The organism is Paenibacillus sp. FA6, assembly GCF_051550225.1.
Classification (GTDB): domain Bacteria; phylum Bacillota; class Bacilli; order Paenibacillales; family Paenibacillaceae; genus Paenibacillus_AQ.
This window is the reverse complement of the sequence record NZ_CP188820.1, coordinates 489,936-508,356: the sequence shown is the minus strand read 5'-3', so window position 1 is coordinate 508,356 and position 18,421 is coordinate 489,936. Positions and strand designations below refer to the sequence as shown.

At 44.6% G+C, this 18,421-nt stretch carries 13 protein-coding genes, 8 tRNA genes, 3 rRNA genes and 1 riboswitch; of the genes, 11 read left to right on the top strand and 13 right to left on the bottom strand.

Going from position 1 to position 18,421, the window contains the following annotated elements; genetic code table 11:
• Positions 1–390: 390 nt before the first annotated feature.
• The 5 genes from qoxA (at position 391) to ACP8HI_RS02300 (ending at position 4,685) form a co-directional block, all read left to right on the top strand.
• The gene (qoxA, locus tag ACP8HI_RS02320) at positions 391–1,419 is read left to right on the top strand and encodes a cytochrome aa3 quinol oxidase subunit II (RefSeq protein ID WP_438349532.1); all 1,029 of its coding nucleotides are present in this window, start codon (positions 391–393) and stop codon (positions 1,417–1,419) included.
• Positions 1,420–1,488: 69 nt separating this feature from the next.
• A complete protein-coding gene (qoxB, locus tag ACP8HI_RS02315; protein WP_438349531.1) occupies positions 1,489–3,432 on the top strand; it encodes a cytochrome aa3 quinol oxidase subunit I in 1,944 nt (647 codons plus the stop codon).
• Positions 3,429–4,025, top strand: a complete 597-nt coding sequence (gene qoxC, locus ACP8HI_RS02310; protein ID WP_438349530.1) for a cytochrome aa3 quinol oxidase subunit III — start codon at positions 3,429–3,431, stop codon at positions 4,023–4,025. Before qoxB ends, qoxC begins: the two co-directional genes overlap by 4 nt.
• A gap of 4 nt (positions 4,026–4,029) precedes the next feature.
• Positions 4,030–4,317 carry a cytochrome aa3 quinol oxidase subunit IV gene (qoxD, locus tag ACP8HI_RS02305; RefSeq protein ID WP_438351681.1) on the top strand — a complete coding sequence of 96 codons (288 nt, stop codon included), beginning with the start codon at positions 4,030–4,032 and terminating at the stop codon, positions 4,315–4,317.
• Positions 4,318–4,448: 131 nt separating this feature from the next.
• Positions 4,449–4,685 (top strand): DUF6953 family protein, encoded by a 237-nt coding sequence (locus tag ACP8HI_RS02300; protein ID WP_438349529.1) that lies wholly within the window; start codon positions 4,449–4,451, stop codon positions 4,683–4,685.
• Positions 4,686–4,757: 72 nt separating this feature from the next.
• On the opposite strand, the gene ACP8HI_RS02295 is transcribed toward ACP8HI_RS02300, so the two are convergent.
• Together ACP8HI_RS02295 and ACP8HI_RS02290 are read right to left on the bottom strand one after the other, a co-directional pair.
• Positions 4,758–5,432 carry a pectate lyase gene (locus ACP8HI_RS02295; RefSeq protein ID WP_438349528.1) on the bottom strand — a complete coding sequence of 225 codons (675 nt, stop codon included), beginning with the start codon at positions 5,430–5,432 and terminating at the stop codon, positions 4,758–4,760.
• Positions 5,433–5,656: 224 nt separating this feature from the next.
• A complete protein-coding gene (locus ACP8HI_RS02290; protein ID WP_438349527.1) occupies positions 5,657–6,523 on the bottom strand; it encodes a VOC family protein in 867 nt (288 codons plus the stop codon).
• 347 nt (positions 6,524–6,870) lie between these two features.
• A riboswitch (TPP riboswitch) is annotated at positions 6,871–6,974 on the top strand.
• 35 nt (positions 6,975–7,009) lie between these two features.
• Between ACP8HI_RS02290 and ACP8HI_RS02285 the strand changes: the two genes are divergently transcribed.
• Genes ACP8HI_RS02285 through thiE form a run of 6 tightly spaced genes read left to right on the top strand, consistent with a single transcriptional unit; the run spans position 7,010 to position 12,019 of the window.
• Positions 7,010–7,864: an ABC transporter ATP-binding protein gene (locus ACP8HI_RS02285; RefSeq protein ID WP_438349526.1), complete on the top strand. Its 855-nt coding sequence runs from the start codon at positions 7,010–7,012 to the stop codon at positions 7,862–7,864.
• The gene (locus ACP8HI_RS02280) at positions 7,845–8,621 is read left to right on the top strand and encodes an ABC transporter permease (RefSeq protein WP_438349525.1); all 777 of its coding nucleotides are present in this window, start codon (positions 7,845–7,847) and stop codon (positions 8,619–8,621) included. Before ACP8HI_RS02285 ends, ACP8HI_RS02280 begins: the two co-directional genes overlap by 20 nt.
• Positions 8,618–9,661, top strand: coding sequence for an ABC transporter substrate-binding protein (locus ACP8HI_RS02275; RefSeq protein WP_438349524.1), 1,044 nt, complete (start codon positions 8,618–8,620; stop codon positions 9,659–9,661). The genes ACP8HI_RS02280 and ACP8HI_RS02275 overlap by 4 nt, the downstream gene beginning before the upstream one ends.
• 24 nt (positions 9,662–9,685) lie before the next feature.
• Positions 9,686–10,480, top strand: a complete 795-nt coding sequence (thiM, locus tag ACP8HI_RS02270; RefSeq protein ID WP_438349523.1) for a hydroxyethylthiazole kinase — start codon at positions 9,686–9,688, stop codon at positions 10,478–10,480.
• Between the two features lie 50 nt (positions 10,481–10,530).
• Positions 10,531–11,358, top strand: coding sequence for a bifunctional hydroxymethylpyrimidine kinase/phosphomethylpyrimidine kinase (gene thiD, locus ACP8HI_RS02265; protein ID WP_438349522.1), 828 nt, complete (start codon positions 10,531–10,533; stop codon positions 11,356–11,358).
• Positions 11,345–12,019, top strand: coding sequence for a thiamine phosphate synthase (gene thiE / locus ACP8HI_RS02260; protein ID WP_438349521.1), 675 nt, complete (start codon positions 11,345–11,347; stop codon positions 12,017–12,019). The genes thiD and thiE overlap by 14 nt, the downstream gene beginning before the upstream one ends.
• Positions 12,020–12,169: 150 nt before the next feature.
• On the opposite strand, the gene ACP8HI_RS02255 is transcribed toward thiE, so the two are convergent.
• The 11 genes from ACP8HI_RS02255 to ACP8HI_RS02205 all read right to left on the bottom strand — a co-directional run bounded on the left by ACP8HI_RS02255 (position 12,170) and on the right by ACP8HI_RS02205 (position 18,139).
• Positions 12,170–12,240: transfer RNA gene (locus ACP8HI_RS02255), tRNA-Gly, on the bottom strand.
• A 19-nt stretch (positions 12,241–12,259) separates the two neighbouring features.
• Positions 12,260–12,333: transfer RNA gene (locus ACP8HI_RS02250), tRNA-Pro, on the bottom strand.
• A 48-nt stretch (positions 12,334–12,381) separates the two neighbouring features.
• A tRNA-Leu gene (locus ACP8HI_RS02245) sits at positions 12,382–12,466 on the bottom strand.
• Positions 12,467–12,480: 14 nt separating this feature from the next.
• Positions 12,481–12,556 (bottom strand) — tRNA-Lys (locus tag ACP8HI_RS02240).
• A gap of 14 nt (positions 12,557–12,570) precedes the next feature.
• A tRNA-Asp gene (locus tag ACP8HI_RS02235) sits at positions 12,571–12,648 on the bottom strand.
• Between the two features lie 12 nt (positions 12,649–12,660).
• Positions 12,661–12,737: transfer RNA gene (locus ACP8HI_RS02230), tRNA-Met, on the bottom strand.
• A 19-nt stretch (positions 12,738–12,756) separates the two neighbouring features.
• Positions 12,757–12,831, bottom strand: a tRNA-Glu gene (locus tag ACP8HI_RS02225).
• Between the two features lie 4 nt (positions 12,832–12,835).
• Positions 12,836–12,911: transfer RNA gene (locus ACP8HI_RS02220), tRNA-Asn, on the bottom strand.
• Between the two features lie 65 nt (positions 12,912–12,976).
• Positions 12,977–13,093 (bottom strand): 5S ribosomal RNA (gene rrf, locus ACP8HI_RS02215).
• A 162-nt stretch (positions 13,094–13,255) separates the two neighbouring features.
• A 23S ribosomal RNA gene (locus ACP8HI_RS02210) occupies positions 13,256–16,184 on the bottom strand.
• A 397-nt stretch (positions 16,185–16,581) separates the two neighbouring features.
• A 16S ribosomal RNA gene (locus ACP8HI_RS02205) occupies positions 16,582–18,139 on the bottom strand.
• Together the 16S, 23S and 5S rRNA genes with 8 tRNA genes alongside form the textbook arrangement of a ribosomal RNA operon.
• Positions 18,140–18,421 lie beyond the last annotated feature (282 nt).

Below are 18,421 nucleotides of genomic sequence, written 5' to 3'. Positions count from 1 at the left end.
ATGGGTGTTGGTTTATTATAACAAAGTTTTTACCTGACTGTTGGGGGAGCCTACTCAATAAATAAAAGAACTCCAAAATTAAAGAACGAGGTATTGGTATTCATTGGTATATATTAGCATTTTAGTTGTGACAATTTGAGTAACTTTAACGATTAATGAACATTCTATGAACTCACCAGGAATGGCGCCACTATAGTGATTAAAGTCATATCACTCGCTCGCTGTAACAGTTTAATCACACTTTGTTAGATAGTTAGACATATTTGAGCAATAAACTACCATTTAAAGAGTTTTATGTCTTTTGCTTTCTGCAGTTAGTATTCCTACAATAGTCTTTAGCATGTTAATCCGCAATTAATGAATAGTAGTTCATAAAGGAAGGAGTTCATCATGAAAAAAAGAGGGTCATTATTTGTTCTGTTCATGAGTCTTGTCTTACTCATGTCTGGATGTAGTTCAGTAGCCGTATTGGATCCCAAGGGTCCAGCTGCGAGAACCTTATCCAGTACCATTATTTTCTCCATTGCCATGATGTTAGGTGTATTACTTGTTGTTTATGTTCTGTATGTCATCATCTTAGTAAAATATAGAGCGAAGAATTCGAAAGATGACTACATTCCTCCACATGAGGAAGGGAATATATGGCTTGAAGCTATTTGGATCACTATTCCTATTATTATTGTAGGTGTTCTCTCCGTAGTCACATTGCAATCAACAAGTGCAGTGGAGAAAGTTCCCGTCGGTTATGAGGATCAAGAACCTTTAGTTATCTATGCATCTTCATCCAACTGGAAATGGCATTTCAGTTATCCTGAGGAAGGAATTGAAACTGTCAATTATTTAAACATTCCTACACATCGTGCTATTGAATTAAGATTGTACACATTCGGACCTATTACCAGCTTCTGGGTACCTCAGTTGGCTGGACAGAAATATGCGATGAGCGACATGGTCAATACGTTGAATTTAGTCGCTGATGTACCAGGATCTTATTTAGGTAGAAATACGAACTTCAGCGGTCAAGGATCTGCGCTTATGGAATTCGAAACACTTGCTATGCCTCCAGCAGATTATCTGGAATGGGTAGAAGAAGTAAAAGCGACTGCTCCTATATTAGAAGAAGTTGAATTTAAAGGATTACTGTCTACATCTTATTTAGGACGTAAAACTTACTCGAGTACACATCTGACCTTTAGCCCACCTCCTGGAAGTCATGCGGATCATATGAATCATGCCGATATGGAGAATGGAAATATAGAACATCAAGAGAACAAGGATATACATCCAAATCCTGCTACTAGTCCTGAAGAAACAGAGTTCGATGCTGTTCCCAATATAGATCCAAATGAACCGTTACCTCAATCTCCAGCTGAGGATAGCAACCAAGATATCGAACACACAGATCATACAGGACATTAAGGCAGTCTACAATGATTCCTTAACCCGAATTAATTATTATTTATATTAACCGAAAGGAGTCAAATCCTAATGAAATGGGACGAATTTTTCGTTACCGGTGAACCGTTAATTTACGGCGCGATGGCTAGTATTGTTCTTGCTACGATTGCGATTATCGTCGGTCTGACCTACTTTAAGAAATGGGGTTACCTCTGGCGTGAATGGCTAACCACCGTAGACCACAAAAAAATTGGGGTCATGTATATTCTCTCCGCACTGATCATGTTGTTTCGTGGGGGAGTCGATGCCATTATGATGCGGCTACAGACCGCCGCTCCAGAGATGAAATTTCTGGATTCTCAACATTACAATGAGGTCTTTACAACTCATGGTCTGATTATGATTCTATTTATGGCTATGCCTTTTGTTATTGGAATTATGAACGTCGTTGTTCCGCTCCAGATTGGTGCAAGAGACGTAGCATTCCCTCGATTGAATGCCATTAGCTTCTGGCTATTTCTCGCAGGAGCCATGTTACTAAATCTTTCGTTTGTTATTGGGGGATCTCCTGATGCGGGTTGGACAGCTTACTTCCCGTTGGCAAGTATAGAATTCAGCCCTACAGTAGGAAATAACTATTACTCTCTAGCACTTCAGATCTCTGGTATTGGTACATTGTTAACAGGGATTAACTTTATTGTAACTATACTCAAAATGCGTGCACCTGGCATGAAGCTTATGCGGATGCCCATGTTTACATGGTCTTCCCTGATCACGAGTGTGATCATTACATTCGCTTTCCCAGTACTTACTGTTTCACTTGCTCTTATGATGTTCGACCGACTCTTCGGCTCACAATTCTTCACCATGGCTAATGGTGGTATGGATATGTTATGGGCTAACCTATTCTGGGTATGGGGTCACCCTGAAGTATATATTGTTGTTCTTCCTGCATTCGGGATATACAGTGAAATTATCTCGACATTCTCAAAGAAAAACTTATACGGCTACACATCTATGGTTGTTAGTATGGTCGTCATCTCACTCTTGTCCTTCCTAGTATGGGCGCATCACTTCTATACGATGGGTCAAGGGGCCATGATTAACGGATTCTTCTCCGTTACAACGATGGCAATTGCCGTTCCTACCGGAGTCAAGATCTTTAACTGGCTGTTCACCATGCGAAAGGGTAAGATCAGCTTCACGACTCCGATGCTGTACTCACTAGCCTTTATTCCAATCTTTACAATCGGTGGTGTTACTGGTGTCATGTTAGCTATGGCCAGTGCCGATTATCAGTACCATAATACCATGTTCTTGGTAGCACATTTTCACTACGTTCTAATTCCTGGTACAGTCTTTGCCGTTATTGCAGGCTTCCATTATTGGTTCCCGAAAGTATTCGGCTTCAAGATGAATGATCGTCTAGGGAAACATGCATTCTGGTGGATTGCCGTTTCCTTTAACGTGACCTTCTTCCCGCTGTTCTTCCTAGGACTAAAAGGAATGACGCGTCGGATGTACACGTATTCGGCAGAATCAGGCTTCGGACCACTTAACTTACTATCGTTCGCTGGTGCTTTGGGTCTTGCCATCGGGTTCGCCATTCTTGTATACAATATTTATTATAGTATCCGTTACAGCCCTCGCGAAACAAATGGAGATCCATGGGATGCGCGTACGCTGGAATGGGCAACAAGTAGCCCAATTCCTGCATACAACTTCGCCATCACTCCAAATGTAAAATCAAGAGATGCGTTATGGGCTGCTAAACACGATAACCTACCTATTTTTGATGAAGAAATTAAGCCGATTCATTTACCAAGCAATACTGGAAAACCTGTTATTCTTGGCGCTGTCTTCTTCATATTCGGGTTCGCACTCGTATTTAGTTGGTGGATTCCAGCTATTGTCTCGGGAATTGGAATTCTAATCGTTCTAGCCTCTATGTCTTTCGATAGGGATGATGGATTTACCGTATCCGTCCAAGAAATTATGGAAACAGAAAAGAAATTGCGGGGTGAAACGCTATGAAAATAGATGCCACAAAACCGCTTGAGTACGGGTCAGAGGAAAACAGTAATAAAATCTTCGGATTTTGGATCTTTCTAGGAGCAGAAATTGCGCTGTTCTCCACCCTTTTCACCGTCTATTTCGTATTGGTGAATCGTTATGCTAGTGGACCAAGTGGTGCTGATATATTTGAACTATCAGGCGTTCTGGTCGAAACATTCTTGCTACTCACAAGTAGCTTTACCGTTGGGCTTGCGATTCACAGTATGCGACTTGGTTTGAAGAAACCGATGATGATCTTTATGGGTCTCACCCTACTCATGGGTTTAGCCTTCCTTGGGATTGAAATTGCAGAGTTCTTCACCTATGTGCATGAAGGTGCCACGTTATCGACAAGCGCCTTCGTATCCAGTCTGTTCGTGTTATTAGGTACCCACGGAGCCCACGTTGGCTTTGGTCTACTATGGGGAATAGCCATCTTAATTCAAGTGAAGAGACAAGGCTTAACATTGGCTACTACGAACAAGTCATTTATATTCTCTCTTTACTGGCATTTCCTAGACGTAGTATGGGTATTTATCTTTAGTTTCGTTTACCTGAAAGGACTGATGTGACATGATGAAACAGCTATTTCCAATTCGCCATGTAATGGGCTATCTATCCTCCCTCGTCCTTTCTGCCCTTGCTTTAACCGTCCTACTAGATATTCCCTTCGCATCTAAAATGGGGATTCTAGCGGTTACGGCTACGATACAGGCTTCCTTGCAACTGTTTATATTTATGCACATTAATGAAATAGCCAGTACAAAGAAGGAGCTATACCTCAATCTTGCCTATGCACTATTTGTTGGTCTAGTTACGATTTTCGGATCACTGTTCATCTTCATCTGGGGCTGGTACAGTTAATAAATATATAATAACAATGAAAGATGCAGCTTTCCTACATTGTAGGATCGGCTGCATTTTTCATTGTACATGCTATAATTGTCGGTTACTATCAATATAAGTGCGAGTTCAAAAATTAAGGAGTGATGAAAATGGAATGGTCAGCAGAACAAGTTGCTGAATGGATGTTTACTGAAGTAAAGGCTTCTGGAAAATTAGTTCAAACAGAAGCAGTTACGCATATTATCGAACATTTTGGAGAACAATTTATTTATGTTAATGATAATGGCAACCAATCCATCTCTAAAGATGTAAAGAAAGTTTTCAAGAAATTACACGCTGGAAAAGCAGCCTGGGATCGCGATGGGTTTTTCTGGTATTGGACTTAATTAACTTGTTTTTTTATTACCTATTTAGAAAGAAGGGTGCTGGAATATTTCAGCACCCTTTTCTTTATAGCATTAATATTGTGTATTACCAGACTGACTTGTCTTCCCTGAAGCAAATCCCTTGAAAAGTGTAGGGACTCCAGAATACCTTGTATTTGTAATTTTCCCTTGGCTTGTACTGCTATCTGTTCTGAAAATGGAATCCTTCACTTTAGAAATATCCGAATTATCAAGTGTCATGTTAACCGCGTATGCAGTTCCGCCATTTTGACGAACTAGTTTCCCAATATCGTTAGCTTTAAAGTTCTTAATATTAATGGTACCTGCAGCATTCATTTGAAACACTTTATCATATGCTTTATATGCTCCACCACCCGTAATATTAACCGTACCTGAAGACTTGAGTGTTAAAGCATCCTCCCCAACATCCAGCCAAGTCACATTTGTAATGGTAGCGTTTCCATAACAATGAACTCCATCAGCCCCAGGAGCGCCGATGATAACATTCTTCATCGTTGCGCCCGCTTCTAATTTGAAAATCGGTTTTTGATTTTCAGCTTGGCTGCCATCTCCGAGTGTACTTGCATTTGCAATATAAGTCTGACCCTGACCATCAAATGTTGTACCCGCGGCAACTATAATCGTCGTACTGACAGTAATTGGCGATGCTGCTTTAACTTCTGGTTGAAACCCTACTAATGAAATCATTACTCCTGCAGCTAACACGATACTCAATATTTTTTTCATGATAACCATCCTTTACTATTTTTTGATACAAACGGATGTGCACCCCCGTCTACATCTGAGTTAAGACTAGCAGACAATCTAGGGTTCCGAAATAATCATTTTGTTATATATGGTTATAAAACTATTATATTACATGGATTAATTGATGTATTTGTATGCAACATAGCCATTATAAAAGCCGCAAGCATCATGCTTGCGACTTTTTCGTATTCCTAAGTGTTACTTCACTCTGAACTTTGACTCAACAGCTTTATTGAAATATTGGAAGGATCTTTCACGAACCAACCACCATCCCGATGAGTAACACTAATTCCCGCATTCTTTAATTGCACAATGACAGTATCAAGTTCATCCTGATTAGGAAGAACCCATGTGAAGTAATCTAATCCGACCGCATTTGCCGGTGCAGATGGTGCGCCCACTCCTGCCCATGTGTTTAAGCCAATATGATGATGATACCCTCCTGCAGATACGAATAATGCCATCGCACCATAATGAGCGGTAACGTCAAGCCCTAGAGTATTACAGTAAAATTCCTCCGCCTTCTGCAAATCTGATACATGGAAATGAACATGTCCAATAATCGTTCCTTCAGCTAAGCCATTCCACTCCTGCCCATCAGATATCGCAAGCAGCCCATCAACATCAACTGGATCCGTCGTCATCACATATTGTCCCTGTGCATCTCTCTTCCATGTTTCCCTTGGACGATCCGCATAAATCTCGATACCATTGCCGTCTGGATCACTAATATACAATGCTTCACTGACTAGATGATCTCCTTGGCCCGCATTAATGTTGTGCTTCATCAAGTTACGTAATGATAGTCCTAATGAAATGCGATCAGGTACTAGAATTGCGAAGTGATACAATCCAGCAACCGATCTTTCCGGTAAAACGACTGCATTCTCTATTTGTTCTAGAACCAACAACGGTTCTTTACCATCCACTGTCAACTCAGCCGTATTCTCTGTCAAATTCAAAACTCCTAAGCCAATAACCTCTTTATAAAATACTAAGGAACGTTCCAAATTGCTAATTTTCAATTTCACATATCCAATTTTTGTGCTTGGATGTATTTTCTTAACCATTGAGCATCTTCCTTTCAAAGTAAAATGATTTATATAAGTAATAGTAATAATTATTCTGTATGATAAATATATCATGATTTTTTTTCTTAGTCAATAGAGATGAGTCTATAAATACGAGTTCAAAAAGTCAGGTTTTCAACACCGAGAAGATTGGATGAAGCAAGGGAGAGAGGAGCGGAGCGTAGGCAGTACCTACGTGAGCACCGGAAAGACCGGTTGAATTCAATCTTCGATGTTGGATACGCCTCTTGGTATACTTCGTGATCAAAAGATGACTTTTTGAACATCCTCTATACATATTTGTAAATTGTGTTATATTGGATAGGTTATCAATTAAATAAGACCTTGTATTTCACTAGGGGAGTCTAATGACTGAGATGGAACTTGATGTTCCGGACCCTTGGAACCTGATCTGGATTATACCAGCGGAGGGAAGTGGAACGAAATCTTCAACTCATGCATATATTTGCTCACTTATTTGCCTGAATGAACTTTTTGGCCCACTCATTTCCTTTCGGAAATGGTTGGGTCTTTATTTGTTTACGGGAGGCGATTACCGCGATATTATCACTACAGAATTTAACTTACTCTTTTGCAAGTACATACGAATCCCCAATCATTCAGGAACTATCTATGGATGTTCATACGGGTGAATTCATTTCTGTTATAGGAGCTAGTGGTTCTGGTAAAAGCACTCTGTTTAAGCTGATTGCAGGACTGCTAGAGCCTATGGATGGAGAAATATATATACATGGCAAAAGGACATTGAATCGTCTAGGAACAGTGGCTTACATGCCCCAGAAGGACTTACTTCTGCCTTGGAGAACCGTTCTAGACAATTGTCTACTCCCATGGGAGCTTAATCGGAAACTTCATCGTGAACTAGATCAGCGTAATAAAGAGAAGATCACAGCAGATATTCAATTAACATTAGATCGTTTCGGTCTAGGGAAATACGCATATGCCTATCCAGATGAATTATCAGGTGGGATGCGACAACGTGTCGCTTTTCTCAGAACACTCGTAACAGGCCAAGATCTGATGTTATTAGATGAACCCTTTGGTGCCCTTGACGCAATGACCAAAAGAAAGATGCATCGTTGGTTACTAGATCTTTGGGATGATCTACATAAGACTGTCCTTTTCATTACACATGATTTGGAAGAAGCCATTTTATTAAGTGATCGCATCTACCTCATGTCCCATGACAGTCCTCAAGGTGTAGAAGAAATCATCGTTAATTTACCTAGACCAAGGCACTACGAGATGAACTATGACCCTCACTTTATACAATTGAGGCAGGACTTGGAGCGAAGATTACATGAGAAGACGCCTTTTTAAACGCTGGGCACATGATTATGGATGGTTTGCACTTCTTTTTACACTACTCCTAATAGCTTGGGAATCGGTGGTCTCTTTAGGATGGGTACCTTCCTTTATTATTCCCTCACCCACCTCGATTACCCGTGCATTATTTGAGAATGGGCATCTATTGATCAGTCGGCATTTAATCGCAACTTTAGAAGAGGTTGTCTTAGGTTTTATATTATCTGTTAGTGGGGGCATTATTCTTGCTATAAGTATGCATATTTCACGTCCACTTGAGAAAGCACTCTATCCGTTCATGATTATTAGTCAGACCATCCCCTTAATCGCGCTCTCTCCTATCTTCATCATGTGGTTCGGTTACACGATTTGGAGTAAAGTAGCGGTGGTCTTCCTAACTGCATTCTTCCCGATTGTAGTAAGCACCTATGACGGTCTAAAAAAGGGTGATCGCGAGTATGCAGAGTTACTCATGACGATGGGAGCCAACCGCTGGGAACTATTCTGCACCATTGAGATGCCTATGGCCTTACCTTCCTTCTTCTCGGGACTGAAACTCTCCATCGTATATTGTGTCGTTGGAGCTACGATTGGCGAATGGCTAGGAGGTACAAAGGGGCTAGGCTACTATAGTCGAAGAATGTCGAGCAATATGCATACGGATGAGATGTTTGCATCCATCTTGTTACTTTCTTTACTTGGGATTTCCTTATTTATGATGATCGTAATATTAGAGAACAAGTTTCTAAAGAGGAGAGGTTTATCGAAATGACTATAAATAAGAATATAAATATGGGTATGAAAAAAGTTATCCCCGTTCTACTGGCACTGGCACTCTTTTCCTTGACCGCTTGTGGCAATACGTCTAACTCGAATCAAGCAACTGACATGCCAACGGCAATCGTAGAGAATAAGCCTCAAAAGCTGAGCATTATGCTCGATTGGTATCCGAATGCCGTTCATTCTTTCCTGTATACAGCACAAGAAAATGGATACTTCGCGGAACAAGGGATTGAACTAGATATCCAAATGCCTGCCGATACCAATGATGCTTTGAAATTAGTAGCTGCTGGAAAGGTCGATCTAGCCCTAAGTTATCAACCACAATTACTTATGGCTCGCGGTGAGAATATTCCCGTTAAATCTATTGCTGCTATCGTGAGACATCCATTGAATCATCTTATGGTACCTACTAATGGAACGGTTCAATCTCCCAAAGACCTGGCTGGTTTAACCGTTGGATACTCTTCAATTCCTTTATATGAAGCTATGGTACATACCATGATTCGAAATGATGGGGGCGATCCTGAAGACGTTCATTTGGTTGATGTAGGCTATGATCTCATTCCGGCCATTGCTACTTCCAGTGTTGATGCCATTATGGGTGGATTCATCAATCATGAACAACTAATACTTGCTAAGCAAGGTCACGCTGTAGTCGCTTTGAATCCTACGGATTATGGTGTTCCGGATTATTATGAGCTTGTCCTTGTCGCTAGTGAGCAGGGATTGAAAGACAAGCAAGAGTTACTCGCGAAGTTTGTCACAGCCATTGCCCAAGGACAACAGTACGTACAACAGCATCCTGAGGAAGCACTATCCATACTTTTTGAACATGAAGATCAGACTTCACCGCTAGATAAAGAAATAGAAACGAAGAGCCTAGAGATTCTATTACCACTGATGGATGCGAAAGAACAGGCTTTCGGATATCAATCACCTGAATCATGGGAGAGCGTCAATCAATGGCTCATTTCTAACAATTTACTACCTGACACTATAAAAGCGGAAGATGCCTTCATCAATTTCTAATTCATCTTAAGGAGGAAGTTAATCATGACATTTCTACAAAAGGTACGTCAGCATAATCCACTTGTACACAACATCACCAACACGGTAGTTACCAACTTTACAGCCAATGGACTTCTCGCCCTAGGCGCTTCACCCTTTATGGCAGATGCTCATGAAGAAGTTGCCGATGTAGCGAAAATCGCTAATGCTGTCCTACTAAATATGGGTACTCTCAATACTCATATTGTAGACTCCATTCTCATGGCAGGTAAATCAGCTAATGAGAATAATGTTCCAGTCGTATTTGATCCTGTTGGTGCTGGAGCCACCTCCTATCGTACAACTATTGCCCAGAGGGTCTCTCAAGAGATTAAGCTAACCGTGCTTCGTGGAAACGTTGCAGAAGTAGCCCATGTGATTGGTGAGAACTGGTCCATTAAGGGTGTGGAGGCCGGAACTGGTGAAGGAAACGTAGTTCAACTCGCACAAAAGGCAGCTCATAAGCTAGGTTGTATTGTTGTGGTTACGGGAGCGGATGATGTTATCACAGACGGACATACCACATTCCTTGCTAGTAATGGTCACCCTATCATGACAAAAGTCACCGGTTCCGGATGTTTGCTCGGCTCCGTGATTGCTGCCTTTCTAGCTGTTAGTGAACAGCATTCGATTGAAGCTGTTACTGAAGCCGTTGCATTCTTTGGCGTAGCCGCAGAAATAGCTGCTGCTAAGACAGAAGCTCTAGGTCCTGGAAGCTTCCAAATTGAATTCCTGAATCAATTGGCGTTGGTGTCTCCGGAATCTTTTCAACAAAGATCAAGGATCCAAAGGCTTCAATAGATGTCTCAAGTATAGAAAGAACTACAAATCGGATTACCGGGAGGTTACCCATGAAGAGCATATATAAAGCTTTGACTATAGCCGGATCGGACAGCGGTGGTGGTGCTGGGATACAGGCAGATATGAAAACATTTCAAGAACTGAGTGTGTACGGAATGTCTGCCATCACAGCAGTGACAGCACAGAATACGTTGGGTGTTCAGGGGGTCTTCCCTATGAGTGCCGAAGCCCTTACGATGCAATTAGACTCGATCGGAAGTGATTTAGAACCGGACGCAGTGAAGACAGGGATGTTATTTAGCGGAGAGATTATTCGTATCGTGGCCGCTAAGGTACAGCAATATCATTGGAGTAACCTGGTCATAGATCCTGTTATGGTCGCTAAGGGAGGATCTCCTCTTTTGCAACAAGAAGCCGTTCAATCCGTCATTCGATATTTACTACCCTTAGCACTCATAACTACACCCAACCTCCCCGAAGCAGAAATACTTACCGAAATGTCTATTCGTACCTTGAGTGATCGGGAAGAAGCTGCTAGAATCATCCATCAGATGGGTAGTCGTTATGTCGTGATGAAAGGTGGACATGATGCGTCTACAGAGCAAGTTATAGATCTCCTTTATGATGGGCATGACTACATATATATGGAGAATAACAGAATTGAGACGAGACACACTCATGGCACAGGTTGCACCTACTCAGCCGCCATTACAGCAGAATTAGCCAAAGGTACATCCGTGCTTGAAGCTATCCAAATAGCCAAATCATTCATCCAAGCGGCTATCGAAGATCAATTAGGCATCGGCGCGGGGCATGGACCTACGAATCATTTTGCATATCAGAAAAGACAGCGAGGCGAGAATCATGTTAGCTATTAATTCGGATACGATTCGTCCATCCCTTAAGCTCTACTTCATCATGGGGAGTATCAACTGTCTAAAGAGCCCCGTGGAAGTATTATCAGAGGCCATTACAGGAGGTATTACCTTATTTCAATTTCGTGAAAAGGGCCCTGGTGCCCTCATGGGTCAAGCCAAACTTGAGTTGGCAAAAAAGCTTCAGAAGCTATGTTGGGAACACAATATCCCTTTCATCATCAACGACGATATCTCTCTAGCCATTGCTATTGGTGCGGACGGAGTCCATATCGGGCAGGATGATGAACCTGCAAGCTCCATGCGCGCTAGGCTAGGTCCTAATGCGATAATCGGTGTATCTGCCCATACGTTAGAAGAAGCTCAACAGGCACTACTTGATGGAGCCAACTATTTGGGTATAGGTCCTATCTTCCCGACACAATCCAAAGATGATGCAAAGGAAGTTCAGGGAACTTCCCTTATAGAAGAACTACGCGCAAAGGGAATTCAAATTCCTCTAGTAGGTATAGGTGGAATCAAAATCGACAATGCAGCATCGGTCATTCATGCGGGTGCAGATGGAGTATCTGTTATATCAGCCATCGCTGGCGCTGATTCAGTTCGAGATGCAGCTACTCGTTTCATTCGAGAGATAGAAATGAATAAGCTTAAATCATTTTAATCTGCTGGATACAAATATGATTTAGGGCTCAATGTTTAATGGGCATATCACGAAACTGAAAATGAGTAACTATTTATAAAAACACAAAAGAGCTGCGAAAATTCGCAACTCTTTTGTGTTTTTTACTATTCAATTGCTTAACAATCATTAAGCGGGTGATGGGAATCGAACCCACGCTATCAGCTTGGAAGGCTGGAGTTCTACCATTGAACTACACCCGCATAAAAAAATAAATAACGATCGGGACGACACGATTTGAACATGCGACCCCCTGGACCCAAACCAGGTGCTCTACCAAGCTGAGCTACGTCCCGTTATTTTGAAGGGCTGCAATTTATTTATTCACAGCTAAGTCAAAAATATGGTGCGCGTGGAGGGACTTGAACCCACACGTCGTGAAACGCTAGATCCTAAGTCTAGTGCGTCTGCCAATTCCGCCACACGCGCACAGTTTAAATATATGGTGGGACATGAAGGGCTTGAACCTTCGACACCCTGATTAAGAGTCAGGTGCTCTACCAACTGAGCTAATGTCCCATGAATAATAAAAATGGCGGAACCGACGGGATTCGAACCCGCGATCTCCTGCGTGACAGGCAGGCATGTTAGGCCAACTACACCACGGTTCCTCATAATATAATTGGTTGCGGGGGCAGGATTTGAACCTGCGGCCTTCGGGTTATGAGCCCGACGAGCTACCGGGCTGCTCCACCCCGCGTCATTAAAAAATATTAAAATGGTGACCCGTAGGGGACTCGAACCCCTGATACCTCCGTGAAAGGGAGGTGTCTTAACCACTTGACCAACGGGCCGTTATGGCTCCCCGAACAGGACTCGAACCTGTGACAACTCGATTAACAGTCGAGTGCTCTACCAACTGAGCTATCAGGGAATATAACATTTCATAATACATTCCTTACATCACTTATGTATGTAATCATGTCTTACAAAACTTCTGCTTGGCGACGTCCTACTCTCCCAGGACCCTGCGGTCCAAGTACCATCGGCGCTGGAGGGCTTAACGGTCGTGTTCGGGATGGGTACGTGTGGAACCCCTCCGCTATCGCCACCAAACATGATTTTTCGAAGCTTACGCTTCTCGAAATCGCTGCGAGAAAATATCAGTCCTCATAAAGGACCTGCAGCTTATCCAGATGTTTGATCACCTGAAAACTAGATACGAACGAATTTGTGTTAGAAAGTATGAAGTATACACTTCAACCGTTAAACATTTGTTAGGATAAGCCCTCGACCGATTAGTATTGGTCAGCTCCGCACATTGCTGCGCTTCCACCTCCAACCTATCTACCTCGTAGTCTTCAAGGGGTCTTACTAATTGGGAAATCTCATCTTGAGGGGGGCTTCACGCTTAGATGCTTTCAGCGCTTATCCCGTCCGCACGTAGCTACCCAGCTATGCTCCTGGCGGAACAACTGGTACACCAGAGGTGCGTCCATCCCGGTCCTCTCGTACTAAGGACAGCTCCTCTCAAATTTCCTGCGCCCACGACAGATAGGGACCGAACTGTCTCACGACGTTCTGAACCCAGCTCGCGTACCGCTTTAATGGGCGAACAGCCCAACCCTTGGGACCTACTTCAGCCCCAGGATGCGATGAGCCGACATCGAGGTGCCAAACCTCCCCGTCGATGTGGACTCTTGGGGGAGATAAGCCTGTTATCCCCAGGGTAGCTTTTATCCGTTGAGCGATGGCCCTTCCATGCGGTACCACCGGATCACTAAGCCCGACTTTCGTCCCTGCTCGACTTGTAGGTCTCGCAGTCAAGCTCCCTTCTGCCTTTGCACTCTTCGAATGATTTCCAACCATTCTGAGGGAACCTTGGGGCGCCTCCGTTACTCTTTAGGAGGCGACCGCCCCAGTCAAACTGCCCACCAGACACTGTCCCCGAACCGGTTTACGGTCCTAGGTTAGAACCTAGATACGATCAGGGTGGTATCCCAACGATGCCTCCATAGAAGCTTGCGCTCCTATTTCTCAGGCTCCCACCTATCCTGTACAGATCGTACCCAAATCCAATATCAAGCTGCAGTAAAGCTCCATGGGGTCTTTCCGTCTTGTCGCGGGTAACCTGCATCTTCACAGGTATTAAAATTTCACCGGATCTCTCGTTGAGACAGCGCCCAAATCGTTACGCCATTCGTGCGGGTCAGAATTTACCTGACAAGGAATTTCGCTACCTTAGGACCGTTATAGTTACGGCCGCCGTTTACTGGGGCTTCGGTTCATAGCTTCGGGTTACCCCTAACCACTCCCCTTAACCTTCCAGCACCGGGCAGGCGTCAGCCCGTATACTTCGCCTTACGGCTTCGCACAGACCTGTGTTTTTGCTAAACAGTCGCTTGGGCCTTTTCACTGCGGCCCCCTCGTGCTATTCACACTACCGGGGCACCCCTTCTCCCGAAGTTACGGGGTCATTTTGCCGAGTTCCTTAACGAGAGTTCTTCCGCGCGCCTTAGAATACTCTTCTCGCCTACCTGTGTCGGTTTGCGGTACGGGCACCTTCTCCTGGTTAGAGGCTTTTCTTGGCAGTGTGAGATCATGACCTTCGCTACTATAATTTTCGCTCCCCATCACAGCCTAGCCTTATAGTGTGCGGATTTGCCTACACACAAGCCTCACTGCTTAGACGGACTATTCCATCAGTCCGCGTCACTACCCTACTGCGTCACCCCATTACTCATAACGGATTACGGTGGTACAGGAATTTCAACCTGTTGTCCATCCACTACGCCTTTCGGCCTCGCGTTAGGTCCCGACTTACCCTGAGAGGACGAGCCTTCCTCAGGAAACCTTGGGCTTTCGGCGGATCAGATTCTCACTGATCTTTTCGTTACTTATACCGGCATTCTCACTTGTATAGTGTCCAGCGCTCCTCACGGTACACCTTCAACCTCTATACAACGCTCCCCTACCCCTGATACATAGTATCAAGCCATAGCTTCGGTGGTGTGTTTAGCCCCGTTACATTTTCGGCGCAGAGTCACTCGACCAGTGAGCTATTACGCACTCTTTCAATGATGGCTGCTTCTAAGCCAACATCCTGGTTGTCTGTGCAACTCCACATCCTTTCCCACTCAACACACACTTGGGGACCTTAGCTGATGGTCTGGGCTGTTTCCCTTTCGACAATGGATCTTAGCACTCACTGTCTGACTCCCGGATATAAGTACATGGCATTCGGAGTTTGACTGAGCTTGGTAACCCTTGCGGGCCCCGCACCCAATCAGTGCTCTACCTCCACGACTCTTCATTCCGAGGCTAGCCCTAAAGCTATTTCGGGGAGAACCAGCTATCTCCGAGTTCGATTGGAATTTCTCCGCTACCCCCACCTCATCCCCGCATTTTTCAACATGCGTGGGTTCGGGCCTCCAGTGCGTGTTACCGCACCTTCACCCTGGACAGGGGTAGATCACTCGGTTTCGGGTCTACGTCCACGTACTAAATTTCGCCCTATTCAGACTCGCTTTCGCTGCGGCTCCGCCTTCTCAGCTTAACCTTGCACGGGAACGTAACTCGCCGGTTCATTCTACAAAAGGCACGCCATCACCCATAGAACGGGCTCTGACTTTTTGTAAGCACACGGTTTCAGGTTCTATTTCACTCCCCTTCCGGGGTGCTTTTCACCTTTCCCTCACGGTACTGTTTCACTATCGGTCACTAGGGAGTATTTAGCCTTAGCAGATGGTCCTGCTGGATTCATACGGGGTTTCACGTGCCCCGCACTACTCGGGATACGTCTCGGAGAGAATATACTTTCAGCTACAGGGCTTTTACCTTCTATGCCGGGCCTTTCCAGACCTCTTCGCTTAATATATTCCTTTGTAACTCCGTGTGAGACGTCCACAACCCCAAAGAGCAAGCTCCTTGGTTTGGGCTAATCCGCGTTCGCTCGCCGCTACTGACGGAATCACTATTGTTTTCTCTTCCTCAGGGTACTTAGATGTTTCAGTTCCCCTGGTCTGTCTCTACCTACCCTATGTATTCAGGTAAGAGTGACTGCGTATTAACACAGCCGGGTTTCCCCATTCGGACACCCCCGGATCAAAGCTTGCTTACAGCTCCCCGAGGCAGTTTCGTTGTTCGCCACGTCCTTCATCGACTCCTAGTGCCTAGGCATCCTCCGTGTGCTCTTAGTAGCTTAACCACGATGCTCCTGTTTTGACTCTGGTGCTCTGTTGTCCGCTTATTTCCCCCGTAAACGGTTGAAACAAGCTCCCAAAGGATCCCCAGCCTCAATACACTCGCACGTACATTTTAGTCCGTATTCAGTAAACTGAATACTCGCTAGCTACTTTTACACTTTGTTTCGTTAACAAGTTAACAAAACGTACATATAAAAGAATGTTCATTCTAACTTACAAATTCGTTCGTTATCTAGTTTTCAAGGATCAAAGTCATTTCTACAAGAGAAATAACATGTTTGAAAGATTGCTCTTTCAAAACTGACAACGAGTGAGTGTGCGACTTTACATTGTAAAGTCTTACGGTGACCATAGTCACCGTGTTCGAATGTTTCCGTCTCAGGAAACGATTCTCCATAGAAAGGAGGTGATCCAGCCGCACCTTCCGATACGGCTACCTTGTTACGACTTCACCCCAATCATCTACCCCACCTTCGGCGGCTGGCTCCCTTGCGGGTTACCCCACCGACTTCGGGTGTTGTAAACTCTCGTGGTGTGACGGGCGGTGTGTACAAGACCCGGGAACGTATTCACCGCGGCATGCTGATCCGCGATTACTAGCAATTCCGACTTCATGCAGGCGGGTTGCAGCCTGCAATCCGAACTGAGACCGGCTTTGTTGGGATTGGCTCCATCTCGCGATTTCGCAGCCCGTTGTACCGGCCATTGTAGTACGTGTGTAGCCCAGGTCATAAGGGGCATGATGATTTGACGTCATCCCCACCTTCCTCCGGTTTGTCACCGGCAGTCTATCTAGAGTGCCCACCATAATGTGCTGGCAACTAAATATAAGGGTTGCGCTCGTTGCGGGACTTAACCCAACATCTCACGACACGAGCTGACGACAACCATGCACCACCTGTCTCCTCTGTCCCGAAGGCCGCCACTATCTCTAGTGGATTCAGAGGGATGTCAAGACCTGGTAAGGTTCTTCGCGTTGCTTCGAATTAAACCACATACTCCACTGCTTGTGCGGGTCCCCGTCAATTCCTTTGAGTTTCAGTCTTGCGACCGTACTCCCCAGGCGGAGTGCTTAATGTGTTAACTTCGGCACCAAGGGTATCGAAACCCCTAACACCTAGCACTCATCGTTTACGGCGTGGACTACCAGGGTATCTAATCCTGTTTGCTACCCACGCTTTCGCGCCTCAGCGTCAGTTACAGCCCAGAGAGTCGCCTTCGCCACTGGTGTTCCTCCACATATCTACGCATTTCACCGCTACACGTGGAATTCCACTCTCCTCTTCTGTACTCAAGTCACCCAGTTTTCAGTGCGACCCAGGGTTGAGCCCTGGAATTAAACACCAAACTTAAATGACCGCCTGCGCGCGCTTTACGCCCAATAATTCCGGACAACGCTTGCCCCCTACGTATTACCGCGGCTGCTGGCACGTAGTTAGCCGGGGCTTTCTTCTCAGGTACCGTCACCTTGAGAGCAGTTACTCTCCCAAGTGTTCTTCCCTGGCAACAGAGCTTTACGATCCGAAAACCTTCATCACTCACGCGGCGTTGCTCCGTCAGACTTTCGTCCATTGCGGAAGATTCCCTACTGCTGCCTCCCGTAGGAGTCTGGGCCGTGTCTCAGTCCCAGTGTGGCCGTTCACCCTCTCAGGTCGGCTACGCATCGTCGCCTTGGTGAGCCATTACCTCACCAACTAGCTAATGCGCCGCAGGTCCATCTATAAGTGGCAGATTACTCCGCCTTTCAGTATCTCTTCATGTGAAGAAATAAGTTATCCGGTATTAGCTACCGTTTCCGATAGTTATCCCAGTCTTACAGGCAGGTTACCTACGTGTTACTCACCCGTCCGCCGCTGAAATCTCAGAAGTGCAAGCACTTCTGAAATCTCCGCTCGACTTGCATGTATTAGGCACGCCGCCAGCGTTCGTCCTGAGCCAGGATCAAACTCTCCAAGTTAATGAAAAGAGCGATTATGCTCATTATGAAACATACTGACGAGAATTATTCATTCTCAATCCAAATGATTTCTCATTTGTTTGTTCTCACTTTCGTGAAAACCACTCACTCGTTGTTCAGTTTTCAAAGATCAATTTCTCTTTCGTTAATCACCAGTGTGTCTCGGTGACAACTTTTATATCATATCGCATCCGGTTTAATAATGCAAGTCTTTTTTTAATGTCTTTGTTAGACATTTTTTATTTTCTCGCTGACCGGATTTATAATATAACATGCCATCCT